A 24,658-nucleotide genomic window follows, 5' to 3' on the forward strand; every position below is an offset into this window, starting at 1 on the left:
GGCCACGCCCGTGCCGCCGCCGCCAGCGACGCGCGGCAAGCCGGCCGAAGATGATTGGGAGAGCTTCTGAGATAGCGCGGAAGCGGCGGCGAGCAGGCGCGCTCGCCGCTGCGCAAGGGGTCCTTGACCAAAGCCCCCCGAATGCGAACGTACGCTATCCGCCCACCGCGCGGCAAAACGCCTGCGCATCGCCATCGATGATCACGCCCGACGGCAGATACCCCTCGCGCTGTTTCGTGGCGCGCAGCTGCTGCGCCAGCGCCGCATCCCCGCCCACCGCGTACACGAACACGCGCACGGATTGGGCCGCTGCGTCGCGCAGCAGCCGCGGGTTGGCGGCCAACGTCAGGGCGTCCACATGCACGCCCACGGGCGCGCCGACTTTGGCCGCCAGATCGGCCAGCCACTGGCGCGTGAGCTTGGGCGCCGTGGCGCGTTGCGACACGTACTTGCCCAGCGGGGTGCCGCCCAACGGATTGCCGCCCAACGATTCCGCATGGCGCGGGTCGAAGACGATAAGGCCCAGATAGCCCTGCCGGTCCGTGCCGCGCACGCAGCGCAGCGCGTCGGCAAAGGCGGACGTAATCATCCAGTTGCCATGCGGCAGCGCCGCCGTCATGCCGGCCACCAGTTTGGACACGGGCGCGCAGTCGCGGTAGACGACCTTCAGCTCCGCGTTGAATGTCTTGGCGGGCTGCGCGGCGGCGACGCGCAGCGCGTCGTCCAGGAATGGCGGCGGCGTCCCGCCGCCCGGGCCCGTCAGCGTCGCATCGCGCCATTGGGCGCTGGACAGTTGCAGCACCGCCTTGCGTCCGACGCCGCCCACCGTCCTGCCCGTCAACAGGTCATGGTGCAGCACCCAGTTGCCGTCCTTCAGGCGCTGCATATCGATTTCGACGCCATCCCACGCGCCGGCATAGGCCGCACGGATCGAGGCCAACGAATTTTCAGGCAGCGCGGGCGCGCCGCGATGCGCGTGCACCTGCATGCCCAGGCAGGCGGCGCTGGCGCCCGACCACGGCAATGTGGCGGCAAGCAGCGCCGCGATCAGACGCCTAGCTTGCATCGCCGTGGTATCCGTATTTGATCCCGCCCAGCAGGTGCGTGCGCACGGCTTCGTTGAAGGGATAGGTATATGCCTGCCCCACCACGACCACATGCGCCACATTGGCCAGCACGCGGCGCCGCAGCGCCTGGCCGATCGTCTCGTCATCGCGGCCGCCTTCCACGCGCGACATCTGCTGGAAGAGTTCGCTTTGCGTCACGCCGTTCTGCATGAAAGAGAACGCCGTCCAGACGCAGGCCAGCGTCAATACCAGCGCCAGGCCCGCCGCGCGGGTGGCGGTGCGGCCCGGCTGCTGGCCCGCCGGCGTGCGAAGCCAGACGATGAGCTTGGCGATCAGGTAAAGCAGCTTGGCGAAGTGACCCACCGCGCCCAGCAGCGAACACAGCAGCGCGACCGGCGGCACGATCGCCGCGCGCGCGGCGTCTTCGCCCAGCTTGTAGTGCTGGCCGCCGCGCCCGAAATCCGTGCTGCTGGCGGAAAAGCGCGGCATGGCCTCGTCCACGGCCCGGTCCAGCATGCCGTCGTACAGCCGCTTGAAGCCGGCCGCGTCCGTGTAATTGGGCGCGACATTCATCGTGGCCGGCACCATCAGGGTCTGGCGCAACAGCTTCTGCACGCCAGGACGCGCAACAAAGTCCTCGTACGACAGGCCCGGCGGGATGGCGTCGCCCTCCACATGCACCGTGCGGCTGCGCATGGTCTTCCAGTACTGCTGCGCCACCGCCTCGTTGAAGGTGGCGCGGTCATGCGTCTGCCAGCCGCCCGGCACGGGGATGCGCTTGCGCACGTCCTGCACGACCCGGCCTTGATAGCGCGCCGGCACATTCTCGGGCGTCCAGCCGCGGCGCGACAGGTTGCGGCGGTAGTCGCTCCAGGCACGATCCTGCTCGCGCGCCAGGCCGATATCGGACGCTACCGGCACGCCCGCATACTTCTTCCAGCGTTCGGCCACGGACTCCATCACGCTGGAGTACACCTGGTGATAACCGCGTATGCCCGGCGCCGTCATGCGGACTTCGCGGCCATCGAACGTGAACGTCTTCATCTGGCGTTGCAGATCGGTGCGAATGACCTGGCGCTTCTTCGGTTCGACCTTTTCGTCCAGGTTGTCGATGTTGGACAGCAGCACCTGGAACACCGCCAGGAATGCCTTGCCCTCGGGCCGCGCGTAGACATCGTCGTCAACCAGTCCATCCAGCTGCAGGTCGCCCTGCACCAGCGACCGTTGCAGCAAGCCCGAGTTGGTGGCAATGCGGCGGAACTCGCCGTCGCGCGTATCGACAAGCACGTTCACCATCAGCTTGATGGCGCTGAAGACCAGCAGCGCGGTCACAACGCAGGCGACGGCGATCTTCAGATAGGACGGCCGGCCGCCGGTGGCAAGCCGCCGGGTCAACATCAGTTGCAGCACCACCAGCGCGGCGGCGATGCCGGACAGGGTGCGGCCGAAGAACTCCAGTTCTTCGATGTCGTGCGGCGTCGCGCGGCTGCCCACCACGTCGAGCAGCCGGGCGTTGAAGCCGAGTTCGAAACTAAGGTAGATGACCGTCAGGACGATCAGGAAAAGGATCTGGCGAATCTGGGCTTGCCGCACGGTCAATCCCTCAGGTCCAGACGGGTCGAGGTGATTTCCTCTTCCGGCAGATCCAGCTTGGCCGGCACGCGCGATGCCGCTCCCGTGCGCGGCGAAGCGCCCGCAGCCGCGATGGGCGCGTCGCCCGCAGGCACGCGCTGCGGCGGCGGCGGAACGACCCGGCCGCCGGCGGCGTTGCTGTCCGATGCGTTACCGCCCGATGCGCTGCCGGCCGGCGCGCGGGTCTGAACCGCTGCGGGCGCGTCCGGCGTGGCGCTCCGCCCGGACCGCGAGCCGCCGCCGGGCCGGGCCGCCTTGCCCGACCGAGCCGCAGGCGCCGCGGGCGGCGGGTAGACGCCATGCAGCCGCAAAGAATCCATATAACCGGGCGGATACAGCGATTCATCCGCAAACGGCCTGGCGCGCGGATTCATGCCCGCCACCGTCTTCACATCGCCCCGGCGCATCCGGCCGTCCTGGGTATAGACGAAGCGTTCAATCACCGAGCCCTTCGGAAAATCGAAGGTCATGGCGCTGCGGTCATCCTGGACCAGCACCGCCGGCCGGTCCCGGCAATTGCCCAGGTCCCACGACAGCACGTCGGACCCTTCGATGGCCAACACGGTGTAGCGGTAATCGCAATTGCGCCGCTGCGTCTCGATGACGACCACGGTGCGCGGGCCCACGTTTTCCGTCCGCGCGACGCGCGCCGACTCCACGTTGTTCAAGGGCACCACCCGCTGGTTGCCCGACAGCTTCACCGAGAAGTTCTTGCCCTCGCGGCGCAGCGTGCCCTGCCCTCCGTCCTGCAAGGGAAACTGGCCGATCTCGGTGCCGAACAACGCGGCGGTGTCCACGCCATAAACAAAGTTGCCGCGCGAATTGGTCTTGACGGCGCAGGCGGACAGGCCCGCGAGCAACAGTAAACCGGTCACAAGGCGAAGGATCAACGAACGGGATACGAGCAGGCGCATTGACATCATGGTGAAGGCTGGAAACCAGGCGCCCGCAAGGCGCCCTTTCCGTCAAAGCCCTGCAATGTATCGCAAAGTTACAATGCAGGACCAGACTTGTTTCAATTGCGCCTGCCCGCGCCCGCGCGCGCCGCCTGCCCGACGGACCGAAATGGAGGCCTGTCCGCGCAGCCGTTGCGCGTCGTGCCGCAGGCAGCGTCGACGCGACGCCGGCGGGCGCGCGCCCCTTTGTGGCGCATCGCCATCGAAGGCCGACATCGCCGTGTCGGCCGCCAATTGCCGTCGTCGCAGGACGGTACACTGTGCGCTCACTGGCCCAGAGCGCTTCCTGTCCGACCGTGTCCACCACCCCGCTTACCTCCGCCGCCGCCCCCGCCACCGACATCGCCCGCGAGGACGAGGTGGACGAACGCCTGTTCGTGGCGTCGGTAGAAAAGGCGATGCGCGTGCTCGAAAGCTTCGACCGCGACAACCAGGCGCTGTCGATTCTGGAGCTCAATGAACGCACCGGCCTGGGCCGCAGCGCGACCCAGCGTTTCGTCTACACCCTGCACCGGCTGGGCTATCTGCAACGGCTGGCGGGCGCGAAAAGCTATCGGCTGTCGGCGCGGCTGGTCGGCCTGGCCGGCGCCATGCTGGGCGGGAACGCGCCCTTGCAGCATGCCTGGCCGCATCTGGTCGAACTGGCGCGGGAAACCGGCGAATCGGTTTCCTGGGTCGAACTCGAGGGCGAGGAGATCATCGTCCTGGGCAACATCCCCAGCGTGCACCCGGTGTCGGTGAACCTGCCGGTGGGCAGCCGCTTCGCGGCCATGCCGGCCTCGTCCGGGCAGGTGCTGCTGGCGCATCTTCCCGACGCGGCGCTGCGCGCACGGATCGCCGCCATGCCGGCCGGCGTGCGCGCCCGCTTCGGCGATCGCGACGACGACGAAATCCTCAGCTTCTTCACCAAGGCCCGTGCGCAGGGCCACTCGATGACCGAGAAGAACCTCGGACAGGGCAGCGTGTCGATCTCCGTACCGGTGATCGACGCCCGCGGCCAGACGATCGCCGCCATCAATCTGTCCACGCTTGCCGCGCGCCATGACGCGGACGCCGTGCGCACCCGCCTGCTGCCGCTCGTCACCCAGGCCGCTCGCGACCTCATCGCGGCGTAACACTACCCACCCCCTAAAAAAATCGAATGGCAATTTAATTGCCCTGGCATTCGCTCGTCCTCGGGAAATCCCTCGGTACATGCGTGAAAAAATCCGTCGTATGATCGATACAAATTAAATAGTAATTATGCAAATTGCTATGTAATTATTGTCGCCAGGGGCGACGGACGCACTCGCAAAGGACGAACACCATGGACTTCATCAAGTTGGAACGCGTTGGCAACGTGACCGTGCTGACGCTGAATCGGCCGGACTGCCTCAATGCCTGGCATACGCCGATGCGCGCAGAAATCATGCAGGTGCTGCGCGACGCCGCGACGGATCCGGCCGTCGGCGCGTTGGTGATGACGGGCGCGGGCGATCGCGCCTTCTGCGCGGGCCAGGACCTCAATGAAGCGCGCGACTTCGACGGCGCCCGGGCCGAAACGTGGATCGGCGAATGGGAAACCTATTACCACCTGCTGCGCAGCTTTCCCAAGCCCCTGGTCATGGCGCTCAACGGCACGGCAGCCGGCTCGGCCTTCCAGGTGGCGCTGCTCGGCGACATCCGCGTGGGCCACGACGGCGTGAAAATGGGGCAGCCCGAGATCAATGCCGGCATCGCCAGCGTCACGGGTCCGTGGATCATGCGCGAGATGCTAGGCCTGTCGCGCACCATCGAGCTCACGCTGACCGGCCGCATGATGGACGCGCGCGAATGCCACCAGCTCGGCCTGATCCACCATCTGGTCCCGGCGGGCGAGGTGCGCGCGCATGCGCTGGCGATCGCCGCCGAACTCGCGGCCAAGCCGCCCGTGGCGCTGCGCCTGGACAAGCAGCGCTTCCAGGAAATGACCGAGGCAGGCTTTCGCGACGCCATGCAGGCGGCCGCGCGCCTGCACCACGAATCGTACGAGAGCGGCGAGCCCGCCCGCATGATGCAGGCCTTCTTTGCCCAGCGCCAGCAGCGCGGCCAGGCTGCCAACTGACGTGGCCGCGCCATTGGACTCTTCGACCGCTTTTGGCATCATGACCGCAGACACTCACATCGACATCCCGTCGGCCTCCGACGAAACCCTCGCGCAGCTCATCGCGCGCCGCGCCGCCGAGGCGCCGGACGAAGTCTATTGCCTCTTCAATGACGAGCCGCTCACGCTGGCCATGCTGCACGAACGCGTGCTGCGCCTGGCCAACCTGCTGTGGCGCGAAGGCTTGCGCCCCGGCGACCGCGTGGCGCTGATGCTGCCCAGCCATCCCGACCATATCGTCGCCATCTTCGCGCTGGCCACGCTTGGCCTGGTGAGGGTGCCTGTGAACGTGCACCTGAAGGGCGCGTCGCTCACGCACCTGTTCGAACACCTGGCGCCGCGCGCCCTCATCGCCGACGCGGAGCACGCCAGCGCGCTGGCGCCCGAGCTGCACCGGCTCGACAGGGTGCTGTGGCGCGGCGGGCCGGGCCCGGATGCCGACGGTTCTCGCGCATTCGAACGCTATCTCGACACGCCGGCCGATCCGCTGCCGGTCGCTCCCGGCCCCGACGACATCCTTGCGCTCACACCGAGTTCAGGCACGACGGGTGCGCCCAAAGGGGTGCTGAAGTCCGACCGCACCCTGCGCGCGGGACCGCTCGCGATCCTGCGGCTGACCGGCGCCGCGCCCGGCAGCGTATTCCTGTTGTGGGAATCGCTGCACCACGGCGCCGGCGTCGCGGTGATCATCTCGGCGCTGCTGGGCGGCACCCGCCTTGCGATGGTGGAACGCTTCAGCGCGTCGCGCTTCTGGGACGACGCCCGCCGTTACGGCGTCACGCACATCCATTACCTCGGCACCGTGATTCCGATGCTGCTCAAGCAGCCTGCTCGCGCGGACGATCGCGACCACGGCGTGCGCATCGCCTGGGGCGGCGGCTGCCCGCCCGAACTATGGCAGGCGTTCTCTCAGCGCTTCGGCGTAGAGATGCGCGAGGGTTACGGGCTGTCGGAGCTGATCACCTTCGTCACCGTCAACCCCGCCGGACCCGCAGGCTCCGTGGGCAAGCCGCTCGATTACTACGACGTGCGACTCGCCGGCGACGACGGCGAACCCGTGCCCGTCGGCGAGAGCGGCGAAATCACGGTGCGCGCCCGCGTGCCCGGTCTTGGGTTCCTCGGCTACTTCCGCAATCCCGAGGCCGAGCGTGAGGCGCGCCGCGGCGAGTGGTTCTGCACCGGCGACCTGGCGCGCCAGGACGAACAGGGCTTCCTCTATTACGCCGGCCGCAAGAAAGACATGCTGCGGCGGCGCGGCATCAACATCTCGGCCTGGGAGGTCGAGCGCGTGATCGCCGAGCATCCCGATATCGAGGAGACCGCACTGGTGGGAGTCCCCAGCGACTTGGGCGAAGACGAGCTCAAGCTGTTCGTGCGGTTGCGCGAGGGCCGTGCGCTGGCGCCGCTCGACCTGATCCGCTGGAGCGAACCGCGGCTGCCCTATTACCAGATACCGCGCTTCGTGGCCTTCATCGACGAATTTCCCAAGACGCCGACGCAACGGATCCAGAAAAAGGAACTGTCGCGCCAGACGGCCGGCGTGTGGGATCTGCTGGCCTCGGGTCACCGAGTCGGCAAATAGCAGTTCAACCACCGCAGTTCAAAGGACGCATCAGAATCCGCGGGCGCGAGAGCGCACCGCATCAAGGGGAAGTCTATGAACATCATCTTCAATTGGAAGTCGCGTTGCGCCGCCTGGCTTGCCGCCGGCGCACTGGGCCTGGCGGCATTGCCGGCGCAGGCTCAATATCCGGAACGCCCGATCACACTGATCGTGCCGTTCGCCGCCGGTGGCGCGGTCGACGTGGTCGGCCGCATCTTCGGCACGGCATTGGGCGAGCAGCTCGGCCAGACCGTCGTGGTCGAGAACAAGGCCGGCGCCAGCGGCAACATCGGCGCGCAGCAGGTGCGGCGCGCCAAGGCCGACGGCTACACGCTGCTGATGGCGCCCACCACGTCGTATGTGCTGAACAGCCGGCTGATGGGCAAGGAGGTCGTGGGCTTCGATCTGCTCAAGGATTTCCGCTCGGTGGGCGTGGTGGGCGAGCTTCCCATCGTGCTGGTGGTGAACCGGAGCATGGGCGTGAAGACGCTGCCCGAATTGGTCAGCAAGGTGCGGGCGGCGCCGGGCGAGTTCGCCTACGGCTCCTCCGGCCCCGGCACGATGGAGCACGCCATCGCCGAGATGTTCCGCCTGCGCGAAAAACTGGAGCTGCTGCACGTGCCGTATCGCGGCGCCGCGCCCGCCATGGTCGACCTGCTGGCCGGCCAGGTGCAATTGATGTTCGCCACGGCCCCGACGGCGCTGGCCAATCTGCCTGGCGGCCGCATCGTGCCGGTGGGCGTGGCCGCGCGCAGCCGGCTGGCATCGCTGCCCGATACGCCCACGCTGATCGAACAGGGACTGCCGGACTTCACCGCGTCTTCGGTGTACGCCATCCTGGTGTCGCGCGACACGCCCGAGCCGGTCGTGCAGGCGCTCAACGGCGCGCTCAAGCGGCTTCACGACGGGCCGGCGCTGGCCGAAAAGCTGCGGCTGCAGGGGGTGGTCCCGGTCTACACCGACACCACCCAGGCCGATGCGGCGCTGCGGACCGAAGTCGAAAAATGGAACGGCGTGGTGGATGCCACGCACATCAAGCTGAACTGATACGCCGCGCACGCGGCACGGGAGACGGCATTGGCATCTGAAATTCGTGTGGAAAGCCGTGACGGGGGCCGCGTGGCCGTCGTCACGATCAATCGGCCGCATCGGCGCAATGCCTGCGACCTGGCGGCCTGGCGCGATCTGCGCGACGTGTTCCGCGCCTTTGCCGAAGACCGCACGCTGCGGCTGGCGGTGCTGACCGGCGCGCAGGGCCACTTCTGCGCGGGCGACGACATCCTCGCGTTTCGCGAGGCGCTGTCCGCCCCGGTGCGCGCCGACGCCTATCGCGCAGTAATCCAGGAATGCTTCGCGGCCGTCCAGGCCGCGCCCGTGCCGGTGATCGCGGCGATGAGCGGCGTTTGCGTCGGCGGCGGCGCAAGCCTGGCGCTGTGCTGCGACTTCCGCGTGGGCGACGCCAGCGCGCGGGTCAGCGTGCCGGTGGCGCGCCTGGGCCTGGTCTACCCCACCGTCCAGCTCCAGCGCCTGTCGCAGCTCATCGGCGTGAGCCAGACGCGGCGCTGGCTCTACACAGGCGAATTCGTGAACGCGGACGCGGCGCGCCAGGCGGGCTTCATCGACGCCCTCCATGACGATCCGGTGGCCGGCGCGCTGGCGTTCGGGGCAGACATGATGGACAACGCGCCGCTCTCGATCGCCGGCACCAAGCTCCAGCTCAACGCGATCTCGGCAGGCACGCTGACCGAGGACGCGGCGGGCATCCAGGCGCTGTCCGACCAGGCCAACCAGAGCGACGACTACCGCAACGCCGCGGCCGCCTTCGCCGAGAAAAGAAAGCCGGTTTTCGTCGGGCGCTGAACGGCGGGAAGCATGGGCGGGCTATCAGCCCTGCGGACAGACGCGCCCCCTGCCCCCGTCCTTATTCGATGGCGGGGCTGCCGGCTCGATCAGTCGCGCATGTATAATGAGATCAATTCTCATTGCATACAAGCTCCCCCTGTTCTGTCCTCATGCCTGCCCAGGATCCATCCATTACCGACGATTTGGCCGGGTTCTATGTCCAGCACAGTTCGTGGCTTCAAGGTTGGCTGCGCAGACGAGTCGGCGACACGTTCACGGCGGCCGACCTGGCGCAGGACACTTTCCTGAGCCTGCTGGACCGCAAGACCGCGACTTCCGAGATCTGCAAGCCGCGTCCGTTCCTGGCGACAGTCGCAGGTCGGCTCCTCGCGCACCGGCACCGCCGGCAATTGCTCGAAACCGCCTATCTCGAGGCCCTTGCCAGCCTGCCGGAAGAAGTGGCGCCGTCGCCGGAAATGCGGTTAATGGCCGTCGAGAGCCTGCAGCAGATCGACCGCGTGCTCGATGGCCTGCCTGCCAAGGTGCGGGAAGCCTTTCTGTTGGCGCACCTGTTTGAACTGAGCTACGCAGAGATCGCCGAGCGCTTGGGCGCCTCGACCAGTTCGGTAAAGCAATATCTGACCCGGGCCAACCGCGAATGCATGTTCGCGCTGGGCTGACTGACTTCATGGTCTCCCCAAAAGACACCCTGACCCTGCCCGACGGCCGGATCATCAGCCGGGCCACGGCAAATGCAGCGGCGGACTGGCTCACCTTGCTGATGTCCGGAGAGGCTGGCGCCGAGCAGCAGCACCAATGGCGCCAATGGCGCCAGGCGCATGCCGACCATGAAGCTGCCTGGCAGCACGTCGAGTCCGTCACGGGCCGGATGAAATCGTTGGAACGCGCGCCTGCCTATGCGGCCCTGTCGTCCTACGGCGCGACCGGCCGGCCGACCGTGGCCGGTCGCCGACGAGCCACCCGAATGCTGCTGTGGGGCGGAATCGCCACGGGCGCCGGGCTTCTCGCGTCTCGCTCCGGCGCCTGGCAGGCCAGCATGGCCGACTACCACAGCAATACCGGCGAGCAACGCCGCCTCACGCTGGAGGACGGCACCCGGCTGACGCTCAACACGGACAGCGCGGTGAATCTGCGCTTCGATGCGAACCAGCGCCGCATCCTGCTGGTGGCCGGCGAAATCATGATCGCCACTCGCCACGGGCCGGAGCTGACCGATCCCCGGCCGCTGCTGGTGGCGACCGCCGAAGGCAGCATCCGCTCGCTGGGCACCCGGTTCACCGTACGACAGCGCGCCGGGCGGACCAGTGTGGCGGTCCAGGAAAGCGCGGTGGAAGTCACTCCCGGCACGGGGGCCGGCAGTGCACGCGTCGTCCACGCCGGCGAGCAGACGCAATTCAGCCGCGATGCGGTAGAGACGCCGCGCCGGGCCGATGAGCACGCGGATGCGTGGGCGCGCGGTCAGCTGGTCGCCGACGAGCAGCCGCTGGGCGACTTCCTGGCCGAACTGGATCGTTATCGGCCGGGCGTCCTGCGCGTCGATCCGCAGATTGCCGGGCTGCGCCTTTCGGGGGTCTTCCCCCTGGCCGACACCGACCGCATCCTGGCCACGCTGCCCAGCGTGCTGCCAGTCCGCGTGCAGTGGCGCACCCGCTACTGGGCGACGGTCGTGCCCGCCGACTAGGGCCCTGGAAAGTTTTTTTTGCGGATCGACTGCCCGATTGGCGTTTTCGCGGCACCTACCTCATGAGGACCGGAATTCTCGAAGGTCCAATCAAGAGGAAGAACATGCCGAACCTGCTCCGTGCCCAAGATTCCGGGCGCGCACATCCGTCTGCCATTGCGCTGGTTTCCCTGGCGCTGAACGTCGCCCTCGCGGCCGGCGCCCCGGCGCCCGCGCACGCCCAGGACGCGGCAGCCGCAGCCGACACCGCCCTGGCCGACTTCAGGATTGCCGCCGGGCCGCTGGCTCCCGCCCTGCGCCAGCTGGCCAGCACGGCCGGCATCATGCTGACTTTCACCTCTGAACAAACCGACGGCAAACACACGGCCGGCTTGAATGGCCAATATCCAGCCACCGGCGCGCTGGCCCGATTGCTCGCCGGCACCGGCCTTCAGGCCGTGCAACTGGACACCGGCGCCTTCGTGCTGCGTGTCGACAACACGCGCGCCACCGAAGCGTCCGACGCCGCCACGCTGCCCGTGGTCACCGTGACCGGCGCCACGGCGGCCCTCGGCACGACCGAGGGCACGCAGTCGTACACCACCGGCAGCATGAGCACGGCCACACGCCTGAACCTGTCCATGCGCGAGACGCCGCAGTCGGTCACCGTCGTCACCCGCCAACGCATCCAGGATCAGGGACTGGCGACGATCAACGACGTGGTGCAGACCGCTACCGGCCTGACCTTCCGGCGTTTCGGGCCAGAGCGCGCGTCTTTCTATTCGCGCGGCATGTACGTCGACAACATCATGTACGACGGCCTGCCCGTGGGCCTGGACAGCTCCAATCTGTCGCAGGACCTGCTGGCCACCGACATGGCGATCTACGACCGCGTGGAGATCGTGCGCGGCGCCACCGGACTGGTGCAGGGCGCAGGCAACCCGTCGGCCGCCATCAACCTGGTGCGCAAGCGGCCTACCGACGTGCCGCAAGTGTCCCTCGCCGCAAGCGCCGGCAGCTGGGACCGCTACAGGGCAGAGCTGGACGCTTCCGGCCCGCTGTCCAAGGACGGCAGCCTGCGCGGCCGGGCGGTGATCGCCACGCAGGACAACGGCAGCTACAAGCGCGGCGAAAGCGGCGATGGCCAGACGTTCTACGGAATCCTGGAGAAGGATCTGGGTGCCTCCACCACGCTCACGCTCAGCGCGCTGCACCAGGAGAACCGGCTGCACGGCAACGGCTTCACCGGCCTTCCCGTGGGCCGCGACGGCAGCGATCTGGGACTGCCCCGGTCCACGTCCTACGCCAATGACTGGGAACACTGGAACAAAACCACCGATTCGGCCTTCGCGGGCCTCGACCACCGGTTCGCCAACGGCTGGCGGATGCACCTGTCGGCCTATTACGCGCAGGCCGATGTCGACATGGAAGGCCATTACCTCAGCTACAGCATCGCCACCGGCAGGTACAGCCAGTTGGGTGCGCGCAATGCCCACAAGGAAAAGCAAAGCAGCGTGGACCTGTACGCCAACGGCCCCTTCGATCTGCTGGGCCGCACGCACGAGCTGGTCCTGGGCGCCAGCTACCGCAACGTCGATTTCGACGGCAACAGCCGCCAGGGCCTGGTTCTGAACAGCAACCTTGACCTCTACAACTTCGACCCGAGCGCCGTTGCCGATCCCCACATCCCCCTGCGGGACTGGATGGACGCCAGGATCACCCAGCAAAGCGTGTACGCCACGACGCGCCTGAATCTGGCCGACCGGCTGAAGCTGATTCTGGGCGGGCGGCTGGACTGGTTCGACTACGACGACACGGTCAACACCTATCCGAACTTCGCCTCCAATACCCCATCCGTCACTGCGCATAACCGCTACAGCATCAACAGCCAGCTGACGAAGTACGCCGGCCTGATCTACGACCTGAACGACCAGCACTCGCTCTACGCCAGCTACACCGACATCTTCAAACCCCAGAACTACCTGGACGCCAGCAACAATCTGCTGGATCCGGTGGTGGGCCAGAACTACGAAATGGGTATCAAGGGCGAATACTTCGACGGGGCGCTGAACGCCTCGGCAGCCGTGTTCCGCATGGACCAGAAAAACCGCGCCTTCCGCAGCACCGACCAGACCCAGTGCGCAGGCTACCCGACCGTCGCCTGCTATTCGGCCGCCGGCGAGGTGCGCAGCCAGGGTGTGGAGTTCGAGGTGCAGGGCGCCATCACGCCCAACTGGCAGGTCAGCGCCGGGTACACGGTGGCCATCGCGCGCTACCGCAAGGATGCGAACGCCAGCAACGTGGGCGCGCTCTTCGACACCGACACGCCGCGCCACCTGTTCAAGCTGTCGACCATGTACCGGCTGTCCGGCCCCCTGCAGGGCTGGCGCATCGGCGGCTCGATCTACCACCAGGACGCCATCTACAACAAGGGCACCACGAGCGGTGTGCCCTTCCGCATCAGCCAGGGTTCCTACACCGTGACCGATCTGGTGGTGGGCTGGCAGGCGACGCCGAAGCTGGACATGCAGTTGAACATCAACAATGTCTTCGACAAGAAGTACTACAACGCGTTGTCCGGCAGCGTCAGCTTCCCCAGCAACGTCTATGGCGACCCGCGCAACCTGATGCTGACGGCGCGCTACCAGTTCTGAAGTCCAAGCCCATTGAAGACGGAACCCCTACTTCTATAAAAATCAATGCGTTACGCAGATTCGACTGCATACCCCCCGGCCGTCGTGGACACCAGGACGGCCGCCAGCCCCGGGGAGGAACTACCGGCCTGACATGACGCCGGCTGTTGCGCGCACGCCGCGCCGGCGCCCACTCAGTCGCTCCAATTAATAGTATTTCTTATTCGCATTCGGTAGACTGCTGGGCATCTTGCAATCTTCCGACTCCCTTTCCCTCCCCGCGGTCGAGCAGCTTTATCGCCATCACCATGGCTGGCTGCAAGGCTGGCTCCATCGCAAGCTGGGCGACAGCGGCGACGCGGCCGATCTGGCGCAGGACACGTTCGTGCGGCTGATGGCCGCACGCCGGCCACCCGTGTTGCGCGAGGAGCCGCGCGCGCTGATCACGCATATCGCCAAAGGGCTGCTGGTCGACCATTGGCGCCGGCGCGCGGTGCAGCAGGCCTATCTGGACGCGATCGCGCACCTGCCCGAGCCGCAAGTGCCGCCACCGGAAACGGGCCTCATGATCGTGCAGACGCTGGTGGCGATCGACGCCATGCTGCAGCGCCTGCCCACGGCCACGCGCGACATGTTCCTGCTCGCGCAACTGGACGGACTGACGCTGCAGGAGATTGCCGAGCAGACCGGCAAGCCCGTGATCACGGTGCGGCGCCATCTGCGCAAGGCCCTGATGGCCTGCATGACCGTCGCCACATGAGCGCGCTGCCGACAACTTGCCTGGGCGGCTGGGCCCTGCGACGCGGCCAGCCTGTAGCGGCGATTGCAGACGTACCCGTCGGGGTAGCGACGCCATGACGGCAGTGACGAGCGACATGCTTCTCGAGGAGGCGGCCGACTGGGTGATCCGCCTGCGCTACGAGCCCGCCGATGCGATCACGCGACGGGCGTTCGAGCGTTGGCTTACGCAAGGCGAGGCCCATGCGCAGGCCTGGGCGCGCGCCGAGCAGGTGCTGGGCGCGTTCGAAGGACTGCCCGCACCGATCGGACACAGCGTGCTGCGCGCCACCCGCAAAAAGCAGGGCCGCCGTGCCGTGCTGCGCGCGGCGTTGGGGCTGGGCGTATTGGCCCCGGCCGGCTGGATGGCCTGGCGAGAAACGCCCGCCTGGCGCGCGGATCTGCGCACCGCCGCGGGCGAACAACTGACGCGCGTGCTGGACGATGGCACGCGGCTGGTATTGAACAGCGGCAGCGCCGTCGACGTGCGCTACGGAACCGCCGAGCGCCGTCTGGTGCTGGTGGCGGGCGAGGTGCTGGTGACCACGGGCCAGGAGAAGCCGTCTACGTATCGGCCGTTCATGGTGCAGACCCCGCAGGGTGAGGTCCAGGCGCTGGGTACACGCTTCTCGGTGCGTTTAATCGACGACCGCACCGAGGTCATGGTGTTCGAGCACGCGGTGCTGGCCAAGCCAGCGCACACCGCGCCATTGCGCATCGACGCCGGGCAACGCGCCAGCTTCACGGCCGGCCAGGCCGGCGCGCTCGCGCCGGTCGACGACGGCGCGGCGCTCTGGGAGCAGGGAATGCTGGTCGTGCGCGACCAGCGCCTTGCCGATGTGGTGGCGGAACTCGCGCGTCATCGCCCGGGCTTCCTGCGCTGCTCGCCCCAGGTCGCCGACCTGCGGGTGTCGGGCGCGCTTTCCCTGCGCGATACCGATGCGGCCCTGCGCGCCCTGGCCGAACGCCTGCCGATCACCGTGCAGCGTGTGACGCGTTACTGGATATCGGTCGGGCCGGCAGGCGCTTGAACCACCGCGAGAAAAATAATTTGCGTCGGGGTGATCACTTTTTCGTTGTCGTGCGGAGTAGGAAGCGAGACCGCATCAAGGGGATGCGGGCGCTTCCAGCTTGACGATGAAAGGATGAAAGAGTGATGGCACGTGTACGCGCAGCGCGGGGCAGAGGCTCCCGCAAGGCAATGATCTGGTCGGCGCTCTGGTGCACGGCCATGGCGAGCGCGACAGCGGGCGCACAGTCCGCGGCGCCGGCCGGCGCGGCGCAGGCCTCGCCGGTGCGCGCCGTGTCCATCGGCGCGGGTTCGCTCGATACCGTGCTGGCACGCTATGCCGCCGCAGCCGGCGTGCAGATCGTCTACGACCCCGCCTGGCTGGCAGGCCGCCAGAGCCCGGGCATCTCGGGCGACATGAGCGTTCAGCAAGGCTTCGATCGTCTGCTTGCGGGCACGGGCTATCGCGCCGTGCCGAGCGCGGCGGGGACCTATGCCCTGCAGGCCACGTCGCAAGGCAGCGTCACCCAGCTGGAGGCCGTGACCGTCACGGGCGCGGCGGAACGCGCCACCAGCGAAGGAACCGGCTCCTACACCAGCAATGCGGTCACCCTGGGCAAGGGCACACAGACGCTCAGGGAGATTCCGCAGTCGGTGTCGGTCGTGACGCGCCAGCAGCTCGATGACCAGAACCTCAACAGCCTGTCGGACGCGATGCGCAATGTGACCGGCATCACCGTCGAGACCCTTTCGAGCGGCGGCAACATTTCCGGATTCATTTCCCGCGGCTATACGCTCGATTCGATCCAGGTGGACGGCATGCGCGCGCCGGCCGGGGCCGGCAACCTGTCGGCGGGCTTCGACCTCGCCATCTACGACCGCATCGAAGTACTGCGTGGCCCGTCCGGCCTTTATCAAGGCACCGGCGAGCCCGGTGGCAGCGTCAATCTCGTGCGCAAGCGCCCCCTGCAGGAATTCGCCTTCGGCGCGCAGGCCAGCGTGGGATCGTGGGATTACTACCGGGCGGTGGCCGACCTGAGCACGCCGTTCGATAGCGAAGGCAAACTCCGCGGACGCTTCATCGCGGCGTACGAAGATCGCGGCTCCTTCGTGGACCGGGTGGATTCGGAGCGCCCCACCCTCTACGGCATCATCGAGGCCGACCTCACGCCCAATACCACGCTGGCGGCCGGCATCACGCATCAACGCTCCCGCACCACGCCGGCGTTCGGCCTGCCGGCCTATGCCGACGGCTCGCTGCTCGACGTGCGCCGCGGCACCAATCTCAGCGCGGAATGGAACCGCATCAAAGAGGAAACGACCGAGGTTTTTGCCGACCTGGAGCACCGGCTGGCGGGCGGCGGCGCTGTGAAGGCAAGCGTGTTCCATCGCGACACCGATACGCCGACGCGCCTGACCACCTGGCCCAACCGGGCCGTCAATCCGCTCAACGGCGATACCAACCTCATCGCCTGGTCCTACCGCAATCACTGGAAAACCACGGGCGCGGACGCCCACGTGAACCTGCCCATCAAAGCCTTCGGCCGCGAGCACAGCCTGCTGGTGGGCGCCGACTACAGCTACACGCGCAAGCAATTCAACTATGGCGGCGGCTCGGTGTTTCCGACCAACGTGTACGAACCGGTCATCGATATCCCCCTGCCCGAGATGGAGCAGGTCAATGGCAATGACGGACGCACGAGCGAGTTCGGCTTGTACACGCGTGCGAACATCCAGGCGACCGACCATTTGAAGTTCATCGCGGGGGCCCGCCTGTCGTGGTGGAAAAGCGACGCGCGCAACGCCAACCAGTATTTCGGCGACTTCAGCCAGACCACGACGCGCATCTCCGCGCGCCCCTCACCGTATGCCGGGCTGGTGTACGACCTGACGCCGCAGGTGTCCGCCTACGCCAGCTACACCAGCATCTTCCAGCCGCAGACCGAAATCGACGCGCAAGGCAACACGCTGTCGCCGCGCGTGGGACGCCAGATCGAAACCGGCCTGAAGGGCTCGTTCATGGACGGCTCGCTCAATGCGCATGCCGCGCTGTTCCAGATCGTGGACCGCAACCGGGCGATGAGCGACCTGGACAATCCGATGTATTCGGTGGCGGCCGGCAAGGTGCGCAGCCAGGGCTTCGAGACCGAGATAAGCGGCCTGCTGCTGCCCAACTGGGACATCGTGGCGGGCTATGCCTACACGCAGACCAAATACCTTGAGGCGGCCGAAGGCACGGAAGGACTTTCGTACAGCACGATCACCCCACGTCACGCCATCAATCTCTGGACCCGCTACCGCTTTACGCAGCCGGCGCTGCAGGGTTTCAGCGTGGGCACGGGCGTGCGGTGGAACAGCGGCAACTATCTGCAGAGCGGCAAGGTGCGCTGGGAGCAAGGCAGCTATGCCGTCGTATCGGCGCAGATCGGCTATCGCTACAACCGGCACGTCGAGGGCACGCTCACGGTCGATAACCTGTTCGACCGCACGTACTATGAAAAGCTGGGCGGCGCGTCGCGGCAGAACTACTACGGGCAACCGCGCAGCGTGATGCTGACGCTGCGGTATCAGTATTGAGACGGATGAAGCGGGGTTCCCGCGTCCGCTTCATGAATAAAAAAGGCCCATGCCATCGCATGGGCCTTCCGCGCTTGAAACTTGAACTCGGGCGGACGCGTTAAGCGCAGCCCGCCGCCGCCCAAGCCTGCGACGCCGATCGACTGCGAAACGATGCCGCAGGCATGATCGCCGCTCGTACTCAATGTTCAGCCAAAGTTTTTACCATGCGGGCCGTCGAAGTTCTTAGACACCAGAACCGTCGATCAGAACTGATAGCGCATGTTGACGCTGACGCTGCGCGGCGCGCCCCACGTGTACTGCACCCGGCCGAAATCACGCATGCCCGACATGTACACCTTGTCGAACAGGTTGTTGACGTTGGCGCCGATCATCAGATTCCGATTGACCTGGTAGCGCGCCATCAGGTCCACCAGCCAGAACGACGGCTGCTCCAGCTTGCCCGCCACGGTCTTGCTCTGCCAACGCGCGGCGGCGCCAACGGTCAGATTCTGCAGCGCGCCGGGAAGCCGGTAGCTGCTTGCCAGCTTGAACTGGTACTTGGGCACGGTGTCCGACGTCTTGAGGCTGCTGCTGTTCATGACGTAGCTGCCCTGCACTTGCCAGCCGGCCGCGACTTCCCCAGACATCTCCAATTCGTATCCGCGCCGCGTGACGCCATCCACTGACCGGTAGATGGTTTCACCGGTCGGGCGCACCTCGCCGGTTTCCTCGGCCGTGTTGTCCGTCTTCATCCAGAAGCGCGCAATACTGACGTTCAGACGGTTGTCGAAGAACTCGCCTTTTGCGCCGACCTCGTAGGTGATGCCTTGTTCGGGATCGATCGTGTTGCCCTGGGCATCCCGGGCATTCTGGGCATTGAAGATGCTTGCGTAGCTGCCGTACACCGATACGTTCTTGCTGACGTCGACCACCAGGCCGCCATACGGCGTAATGACGCCATGCTCTTTCAGGTCGTTGTTGCTGTAGGCGTAGGGCGTCTCGTCGAATTGATCGTAGTCGGTGATGCGCACGCCGCCGATCAGCTTGACCGGATCCGCCACACTGAACAGGCCCGCCGCATACAGCGAGCGCCGCTTGGAACTGAAGTAGCTGTGGTTGTTCATGGGAATGGCGTCGAGATCAGGCCTGACGATCGCCGCGCCCCCTTCCGAATAATCCAGCCCAAGATTGGTCCGGCGCAGGCTGCCGGCATAGGAATCGGTGGACGTGCGGTAAGCATCTGCACCGAAACGGAGTTCATGGGTGCGGCCAAACAGGTTGACGGGCCCCTGCAGCTCGAATGACGCGCTGCGATTGCGGTTGACGTAATCCCGTGCCCACCCGAAGTCGACCACGTCGGGAATGGCCGTGAACCATATGCCGGTTTCCCCATGCGGATTCTCGGTCTTGTCCAGGCTGCCCTTCAGCGTGGCGACCCAGCCATTGGCGAACTCGTGCCGCAAACTGGCGAACAGCGTGTTGGACTCCTGTTCGTAACCCGACCACGGGGCGCCCACGTTGAACGAACGAGGTTTCATCCCCAGATATTCGCCCGATGCGGCATACGCCTGGATCATGGACGTGCTGCCCGCGCCATAGAATTCGCGGCGGCGATGGGTGAATCCCACGTTCAACAGCGTGCTGGCCGTTATGTCCACGTCCACCGTGCCGAACAGCGTCTGGCTGTTGGTGTCGACGTTGTCGATAAAGCTTTTGCCGTCGGTGGCAGCGGCGATCAACCGCCCGCGCACGGAACCGCTTTCGTTGATCGGACTGCTCAAGTCGACATCGGCGCGGTAGTTGTCCCAGCTTGCCGCGGCAACGCCCACGCTGGCCTGAAAATCGTGCGTGGGGCGCTTGCGGATCAGGTTGACCGTGCCGCCATAGGCGCCGTCGCCGGCCATCAGGCCGGATGAACCCTTCAGCACCTCGATACGGTCGATTTCGACCATGTCGTTCATCGAGAACTGCGTCTGCGAGTTCGCAAACCATCCGCTCGCCTTTTGCCGCATGCCGTCGACCTGCATGTTGACCGATGAACCGCGAACCGTGAAGTTGAAGGCATCCCCCTGGCGGTCAACAGCCACCCCGGGTGTCTGTTGCAGCACATCGGACAAGGTATAGAGATTGAAATCGTCCATGCGCTGGCGCGTCATTACCGTGACGGACTGCGGCGTTTCGCGCAACGACAGGTCAAACCCGGTTGCGGTTCGGCTGGGTCCGACGGCCGTGTAGGAGCCCGTGCCCTCCGTGGCCGAATTGAACGTTCCCGTCACTTCCACCGGCGCCAGCATCGTCGTGCCGCCGGCGCGACGCAGATTGATCGTGTTGCCCGAGCGCGAAAAATCGATGCCCGTGCCCTCGATCAAGCGGCGCAGCGCGTCCTCGGGCGTCATCGTCCCGGAGACTGCGGGTGCCGGAATGCCGCGCACCAGGTCAGAGGTGTAGATGAACTGCAGCGACGTCTGCTGCCCCAGTTGCAGCAGCGCATCGCTCAACGTGTGCTGCTGGATGTCGATCGGCGTGGCGGCGTCCTGCGCGCGTACTGTCATCGGAGCCGCCGTCAGCGCCAGCGCGATGCTCAAGGCCAGCGTGGTCAACGTGGCTGAAACCATACGGGATGCGTGGCGCTCTTTCCCCCGGTTGGGGATAGAGAAAGAAATCCGGTGAATCACAAGCTTTTCCTGGTAGCGAAATCAAGCGCGCGCGACGCCTCGTCCCTTTGGCCAAAGGATCATGGCGGGGCAGCCGGTCAACGCCGATAGCTGCCCCTACATTGAGTACGACGGACGGCCCCAGAAAAACCCTGAACGGATTTCGGGATTAATTTGTAACGGGATCGATTCTCGTTTTCAGAAAGGACGGGACCTGCCTTCGGGCGCGGTCAACGGAGCAGGGAAAGATCCGCGCCGCCATCCTGCCGTCTGCGCACGGCGATCGGCAGGTTGTCCTGCAGCGCCTGCAAGAAGCCATCCGCATCCTGGATGTTGAACACGCCCGCCATCCGCAGGCGCTTGAGCTTGCTATCGGTCAGGTGTATCGGCTGCGACAGGTAGCGGTTCATCTCCCGCACCATGTCTTCCAGCGGTTGGTCCTGAAACACCACCTTGCCCAGGCGCCAGGCCGTCAACGCCGACACATCGCCCGGCTTGACCACGAGGTCCTGCCCCGGCTGGGCCTGCGCCGTCATGCCGGCTGTCAGCATCGCCTTGTCGCGATTCCACCAGCGCCCCGACGTGACTTCCACGGTTCCGGACTGCACGGCCACCAGCACGCGCCCTTCGTCGCGGCGCACGTTGAAGACCGTGCCCGTGACCCTGACCGACACGTCGCCAGCGTCCACCAGAAATGGCCGATCACGGTCGGGCGTGACTGCGAACGTGGCTTCCCCGCGCACCAGCTCGACAGTGCGGCGCGTGGCGTAATAGCGCACGACAAGCTCGGTGGAAACATTCATCTGAATGCTTGAGCCATCCGGCTGCACTTCGTTGCGCTGTTCCCCCTTCGCTGTGGTGTAGCGGATGGTGTGAGCGGGAGATTCCAGCGTGTGACCGTTCACAAGCACGCCGCCCACCACCGCAACGGTGCATACCGCGCCCGCCGCCGCCAGCCAGCGCCGGCGCGTGTGGCGGCCCACGTCCGAACCCCGTGCCGGCGCCTCGAGCAATTCCCGTAAGTCGGCTTCCGGCAACAGCGTCGTCGCCTGCCAGATTTCGTCCAGCGCCCGATACTCGCGCTCGTTGTCGGAATGCGCCTGACGCCATTGCTTCAAACGCTCGTGTTCCGCCACGGTGAAATTCCCGGAATGCACACGCGCAAACCAGTAGGCAGCCGCGTCGCGGGCAGCGGTCGGAATGGTTGAGTTGTCGGTATTCATGGCGTGCTTAATGGGGAGCATGGTTTTGCATCCGATCCCGAAGATGCCGAACGGCCCGGATCATGTATTTTTCAACCATGTTGACCGAGATCCCCAACTTTTGCGCGATTTCTTCCTGCGTGAATCCTTCCAGCCTGTGCCAGAGGAATACCTGACGGCACTTGAGCGGCAGCTCGGCCAGCCCGGCCTTCAACGACGCCAGCAATTGGGCAGTGCGCGCCGCGGCATCCGGATCGGTCAGCAGCGGATGCTCGCCCTCCTCCAGTTCATGCAGAGGCACCAGGTCCCGCACCCGCGACTGCCGATGCGTGTCGATCAGCCGGTTCTGTACGCTGCGATGCAGGTAGGCGCGCGCGTTGACCAATGCGCCGGCGTCGGTTTCCAGCACGCGGAGGATGGCGTCATGCGTGGCATCCTCGGCATCATGCGGATTGCCGGTACGCCGCGTCCATGCGCCGATCAGCTCGCGATAGTGGGCAAGCCAGCTGTTCTTTGACTTTGGGGGGCACGACATGCAGGGCTTCGAAGGCAGGCAAACGCATGAAAGACCGAATATTAGCAATAATTCTCATTTAGTCGACTCAAACGTGCTAATCGGCCCTATCGATTGACATGAACCCAGGCATAGACGCGGTCCGGGAAACCCAAGCGGATCACCGGTCGCAACGCTGCGGCACCTTGCGCGGCGCTTCCGTATAGCCCAGCGCCGTCACCCTGCGCAGCAGGTCCGCATACACCGCGTCGTCCAGGCACGGCGCCCTGGCCATGATCCAGACGTAATCGCGCTTGGAGCGGCCAATAATCGTGGTCTGGTACGGCTCGTCCAGATAAGCGATGACGTACTCCGCCTTGATCGGCCAGATGAACTGCATGCCCCACACCGCATTGCCGGTGCCGGGCCGCACGGTGGCCACGGGGTGCATGGTGTCGATGGGCGCCTCGAAGCTGCCGTCGCGGTAGCGGAAGTCCGTCTGCACCCGGCCGTCCGGCAGGAGCCGGTAGCTTTCCACCGCGTCATAGGCGTTGCGCTCGGGCCAGCTGGGAATGTGCGCGATCACATACCAGTCGCCCATGAAGCGGTCCAGGTCCACCTGGGCCACGGGCGGCATGGGCGGCGGCGACGCACAGCCGGCCAGCAGCGCCGCCACGCCGATACACAGGGTTCGCAACATGATCGTTCTCCTCAGGGGCGCGTGTAACGGTAGTGCGCCACGCCCCACTGCTGGCCGTCGTCGTAGCCAAAGAGCTCGGCGCACGCCATCCAGAACATGCGCCAGCGCTGGTGCCACAAGCCGGCCAGGGACGCGCCGTAGGCCTCTGACAGTGCCGCCCGCGCCGGCTCCCGGCGGGCGTCCTGGTTGGCGAGCCAATGATTGGCGGTGCGGGCGTAATGCGTGCCATCAAGGAACCAGCGCTCCTCAAGCCGCAAGTCTTGCTGGAAGTGCAGCAACGTATGGGCCGACGGCATGATGCCGCCGGTGAAAAAGTGCCGTCCCATCCAGTTGCCGGCGCCGTCGGTCTCGAAGGGGTAGGCGCGTTCGCGGTGCGCGAAGATGTGCACGAACAGCTTGCCGCCGGGACGCAGCCAATGCGCGATGCGCGCCATCAGGTCCTGGTAGTTGCGCATGTGCTCGAACATTTCCACCGAGACGCAGCGGTCGAAGCCGGCGGCGGGCAACGCCAGGACGTTGACGTCGCAGGTCACCACACGCATATGCGACCAGCCGCGCTCGCGGCAGCGCGCCTCGATGTGCTGGCGCTGGGAGGCCGAGTTCGACACCGCGGTGATGCGGGCGTTGGGAAACTGTTCGGCCATCCACAGCGTCAGCGAACCCCAGCCGCAGCCCAGTTCCAGGATGTCCTGGCCGTCGGAAAGTTCTGCGCGTTCGCCATACAGGCGCAGCATGGCGGTTTCGGCCTGGTCCAGGGTTTCGCCGCCGGTCGGGTAATAGCAACTCGAATACTTCATGCGCGCGCCCAGGCAAAGCTGGAAGAACGCGGTCGGCAGCTCGTAGTGCTGGGCGTTGGCGGCGTCGGTATGGATGGCGACGGCGCTGGCGCGCAGCCCGGCGATGAGCTGGCGGTCGCGCGCGGTCCAGGCCTCGATGCCGCCGGCGTATTCCTGCGACAGACGCTCGGCGCAGAGGCGCCGCATGCCCAGGCGCAGCAGCGCATCGGGCAGCAGGCCGCGCTCGGCCAGGCCGAGCAGGCCGGGCGCGGGGCGGTCAGCGGGCAACGGGGTGTCGTGCAAGAGGGCGGTCGTCATGGCATGCCTCGTCAGGATCTCGGGAACCAGGGAAAGAAAGCCGGCGTGCGGCGTTGGTAGTCGCGATAGTCGTCGCCGCGGGTGCGCAGCGCCTGTTGCTCGGTAAAAGGAATGCCGCTGATCCAGCGCAGGAATACATACATCAGCACCGGTCCCAGCCAGGCCAGCGGAAACCCCCACGCCAGGGCGACGTAGCCGAACCAATGACACCACTCGAAGAAGTAGTTCGGATGCCGCGAATAGCGCCACAAGCCCTGCCGGCACGTCTTGCCACGGTTCGAAGGGTTGTCGCGGAAGCGGTCGAGCTGGCGGTCGGCGATCACCTCGCCCGACAAGGCGGCCAGCCAGATCAGCAGCCCCAGCGCCACGGGCCAGCCTTGCGCCAAGCTGGCACCCACCGCCAGGAATGGCAGGCAGAACAGCATCACCAGCCCGGCCTGGAACATGAACAGGCCGAAGAACTTGCCCTGGTGGCCATGCCAGTGCTCGCGCAGCGCGCGATAGCGGCCGTCCTCGCCGGCGCGCACGCGGCGCCACAGATGCCACGCCAGCCGCAGCGACCAGACCCCCGCCATCAACGCCAGGGCGAGCCTGGCGGGCTGGGTGCCCGCGCCCGGGGGGGGGCGCAGCCCGG

At 66.5% G+C, this 24,658-nt stretch carries 20 protein-coding genes; 11 read left to right on the top strand and 9 right to left on the bottom strand.

Translation table 11 applies throughout. From position 1 onward, the window contains the following. Nucleotides 1-154: 154 nt before the first annotated feature. Genes ABE485_RS28490 through ABE485_RS28500 form a run of 3 tightly spaced genes read right to left on the bottom strand, consistent with a single transcriptional unit; the run spans nucleotide 155 to nucleotide 3,574 of the window. Nucleotides 155-1,066: a glycerophosphodiester phosphodiesterase gene (locus tag ABE485_RS28490; protein WP_346518615.1), complete on the bottom strand. Its 912-nt coding sequence runs from the start codon at nucleotides 1,064-1,066 to the stop codon at nucleotides 155-157. Next, nucleotides 1,056-2,660: a hypothetical protein gene (locus tag ABE485_RS28495; RefSeq protein ID WP_346518616.1), complete on the bottom strand. Its 1,605-nt coding sequence runs from the start codon at nucleotides 2,658-2,660 to the stop codon at nucleotides 1,056-1,058. The genes ABE485_RS28490 and ABE485_RS28495 overlap by 11 nt, the downstream gene beginning before the upstream one ends. Nucleotides 2,661-2,662: 2 nt before the next feature. Further along, nucleotides 2,663-3,574, bottom strand: coding sequence for a hypothetical protein (locus ABE485_RS28500; protein WP_346518617.1), 912 nt, complete (start codon nucleotides 3,572-3,574; stop codon nucleotides 2,663-2,665). Nucleotides 3,575-3,915: 341 nt separating this feature from the next. Between ABE485_RS28500 and ABE485_RS28505 the strand changes: the two genes are divergently transcribed. The 11 genes from ABE485_RS28505 to ABE485_RS28555 all read left to right on the top strand — a co-directional run bounded on the left by ABE485_RS28505 (nucleotide 3,916) and on the right by ABE485_RS28555 (nucleotide 17,899). Further along, nucleotides 3,916-4,770 carry an IclR family transcriptional regulator gene (locus ABE485_RS28505; protein WP_346518618.1) on the top strand — a complete coding sequence of 285 codons (855 nt, stop codon included), beginning with the start codon at nucleotides 3,916-3,918 and terminating at the stop codon, nucleotides 4,768-4,770. Nucleotides 4,771-4,961: 191 nt separating this feature from the next. Further along, the gene (locus ABE485_RS28510) at nucleotides 4,962-5,738 is read left to right on the top strand and encodes an enoyl-CoA hydratase/isomerase family protein (protein ID WP_346518619.1); all 777 of its coding nucleotides are present in this window, start codon (nucleotides 4,962-4,964) and stop codon (nucleotides 5,736-5,738) included. A 40-nt stretch (nucleotides 5,739-5,778) separates the two neighbouring features. Next, entirely contained in the window at nucleotides 5,779-7,359 is a 1,581-nt protein-coding gene (locus ABE485_RS28515; protein WP_346518620.1) for an AMP-binding protein, read from the top strand. A 75-nt stretch (nucleotides 7,360-7,434) separates the two neighbouring features. Continuing rightward, nucleotides 7,435-8,427, top strand: a complete 993-nt coding sequence (locus tag ABE485_RS28520; RefSeq protein WP_346518621.1) for a Bug family tripartite tricarboxylate transporter substrate binding protein — start codon at nucleotides 7,435-7,437, stop codon at nucleotides 8,425-8,427. Between the two features lie 30 nt (nucleotides 8,428-8,457). Beyond that, complete coding sequence (locus ABE485_RS28525; protein ID WP_346518622.1) at nucleotides 8,458-9,240, top strand: enoyl-CoA hydratase/isomerase family protein; 783 nt, start codon at nucleotides 8,458-8,460, stop codon at nucleotides 9,238-9,240. A gap of 152 nt (nucleotides 9,241-9,392) precedes the next feature. Next, nucleotides 9,393-9,902 carry a sigma-70 family RNA polymerase sigma factor gene (locus tag ABE485_RS28530; protein WP_346518623.1) on the top strand — a complete coding sequence of 170 codons (510 nt, stop codon included), beginning with the start codon at nucleotides 9,393-9,395 and terminating at the stop codon, nucleotides 9,900-9,902. An 8-nt stretch (nucleotides 9,903-9,910) separates the two neighbouring features. After that, on the top strand, nucleotides 9,911-10,924 hold the full coding sequence (locus ABE485_RS28535) for a FecR domain-containing protein (protein WP_346518624.1): 1,014 nt from the start codon (nucleotides 9,911-9,913) through the stop codon (nucleotides 10,922-10,924). Nucleotides 10,925-11,028: 104 nt separating this feature from the next. Then, nucleotides 11,029-13,557, top strand: coding sequence for a TonB-dependent siderophore receptor (locus tag ABE485_RS28540; protein WP_346518625.1), 2,529 nt, complete (start codon nucleotides 11,029-11,031; stop codon nucleotides 13,555-13,557). A 229-nt stretch (nucleotides 13,558-13,786) separates the two neighbouring features. Next, the gene (locus tag ABE485_RS28545; protein WP_346518626.1) at nucleotides 13,787-14,296 is read left to right on the top strand and encodes a sigma-70 family RNA polymerase sigma factor; all 510 of its coding nucleotides are present in this window, start codon (nucleotides 13,787-13,789) and stop codon (nucleotides 14,294-14,296) included. A gap of 94 nt (nucleotides 14,297-14,390) precedes the next feature. Further along, a complete protein-coding gene (locus tag ABE485_RS28550) occupies nucleotides 14,391-15,344 on the top strand; it encodes a FecR domain-containing protein (protein ID WP_346518627.1) in 954 nt (317 codons plus the stop codon). 200 nt (nucleotides 15,345-15,544) lie between these two features. Beyond that, on the top strand, nucleotides 15,545-17,899 hold the full coding sequence (locus ABE485_RS28555) for a TonB-dependent siderophore receptor (protein WP_346518628.1): 2,355 nt from the start codon (nucleotides 15,545-15,547) through the stop codon (nucleotides 17,897-17,899). A gap of 245 nt (nucleotides 17,900-18,144) precedes the next feature. Here the strand turns inward: ABE485_RS28555 and ABE485_RS28560 are convergent, their stop codons facing one another. The 6 genes from ABE485_RS28560 to ABE485_RS28585 form a co-directional block, all read right to left on the bottom strand. Further along, nucleotides 18,145-20,496, bottom strand: coding sequence for a TonB-dependent siderophore receptor (locus ABE485_RS28560; protein WP_346518629.1), 2,352 nt, complete (start codon nucleotides 20,494-20,496; stop codon nucleotides 18,145-18,147). A 269-nt stretch (nucleotides 20,497-20,765) separates the two neighbouring features. Next, nucleotides 20,766-21,758 (bottom strand): FecR family protein, encoded by a 993-nt coding sequence (locus ABE485_RS28565; RefSeq protein ID WP_346518630.1) that lies wholly within the window; start codon nucleotides 21,756-21,758, stop codon nucleotides 20,766-20,768. 7 nt (nucleotides 21,759-21,765) lie between these two features. After that, nucleotides 21,766-22,272, bottom strand: a complete 507-nt coding sequence (locus ABE485_RS28570; RefSeq protein ID WP_346518631.1) for a sigma-70 family RNA polymerase sigma factor — start codon at nucleotides 22,270-22,272, stop codon at nucleotides 21,766-21,768. A gap of 139 nt (nucleotides 22,273-22,411) precedes the next feature. Continuing rightward, nucleotides 22,412-22,930, bottom strand: coding sequence for a lipocalin family protein (locus ABE485_RS28575; RefSeq protein ID WP_346518632.1), 519 nt, complete (start codon nucleotides 22,928-22,930; stop codon nucleotides 22,412-22,414). Between the two features lie 11 nt (nucleotides 22,931-22,941). After that, on the bottom strand, nucleotides 22,942-24,024 hold the full coding sequence (locus ABE485_RS28580) for an SAM-dependent methyltransferase (protein WP_346518633.1): 1,083 nt from the start codon (nucleotides 24,022-24,024) through the stop codon (nucleotides 22,942-22,944). Nucleotides 24,025-24,035: 11 nt separating this feature from the next. Continuing rightward, the coding region (locus ABE485_RS28585; protein ID WP_346518634.1) for a DUF1295 domain-containing protein at nucleotides 24,036-24,658 on the bottom strand (623 nt) is incomplete at its 5' end.

Origin of the sequence: Achromobacter spanius (assembly GCF_039673305.1) — a bacterium.
Taxonomy (GTDB): Bacteria; Pseudomonadota; Gammaproteobacteria; order Burkholderiales; family Burkholderiaceae_B; genus Achromobacter; species Achromobacter spanius_F.

Coding starts and splice junctions, on each gene's coding strand:
- ABE485_RS28490 (WP_346518615.1), bottom strand. CDS start 1,066: ATGCAAGCTAGGCGTCTGATCGCGGCGCTGCTTGCCGCCACATTGCCG.
- ABE485_RS28510 (WP_346518619.1), top strand. CDS start 4,962: ATGGACTTCATCAAGTTGGAACGCGTTGGCAACGTGACCGTGCTGACG.
- ABE485_RS28515 (WP_346518620.1), top strand. CDS start 5,779: ATGACCGCAGACACTCACATCGACATCCCGTCGGCCTCCGACGAAACC.
- ABE485_RS28520 (WP_346518621.1), top strand. CDS start 7,435: ATGAACATCATCTTCAATTGGAAGTCGCGTTGCGCCGCCTGGCTTGCC.
- ABE485_RS28530 (WP_346518623.1), top strand. CDS start 9,393: ATGCCTGCCCAGGATCCATCCATTACCGACGATTTGGCCGGGTTCTAT.
- ABE485_RS28535 (WP_346518624.1), top strand. CDS start 9,911: ATGGTCTCCCCAAAAGACACCCTGACCCTGCCCGACGGCCGGATCATC.
- ABE485_RS28540 (WP_346518625.1), top strand. CDS start 11,029: ATGCCGAACCTGCTCCGTGCCCAAGATTCCGGGCGCGCACATCCGTCT.
- ABE485_RS28550 (WP_346518627.1), top strand. CDS start 14,391: ATGACGGCAGTGACGAGCGACATGCTTCTCGAGGAGGCGGCCGACTGG.
- ABE485_RS28555 (WP_346518628.1), top strand. CDS start 15,545: ATGGCGAGCGCGACAGCGGGCGCACAGTCCGCGGCGCCGGCCGGCGCG.
- ABE485_RS28560 (WP_346518629.1), bottom strand. CDS start 20,496: ATGGTTTCAGCCACGTTGACCACGCTGGCCTTGAGCATCGCGCTGGCG.
- ABE485_RS28565 (WP_346518630.1), bottom strand. CDS start 21,758: ATGAATACCGACAACTCAACCATTCCGACCGCTGCCCGCGACGCGGCT.
- ABE485_RS28570 (WP_346518631.1), bottom strand. CDS start 22,272: ATGTCGTGCCCCCCAAAGTCAAAGAACAGCTGGCTTGCCCACTATCGC.
- ABE485_RS28575 (WP_346518632.1), bottom strand. CDS start 22,930: ATGTTGCGAACCCTGTGTATCGGCGTGGCGGCGCTGCTGGCCGGCTGT.
- ABE485_RS28580 (WP_346518633.1), bottom strand. CDS start 24,024: ATGACGACCGCCCTCTTGCACGACACCCCGTTGCCCGCTGACCGCCCC.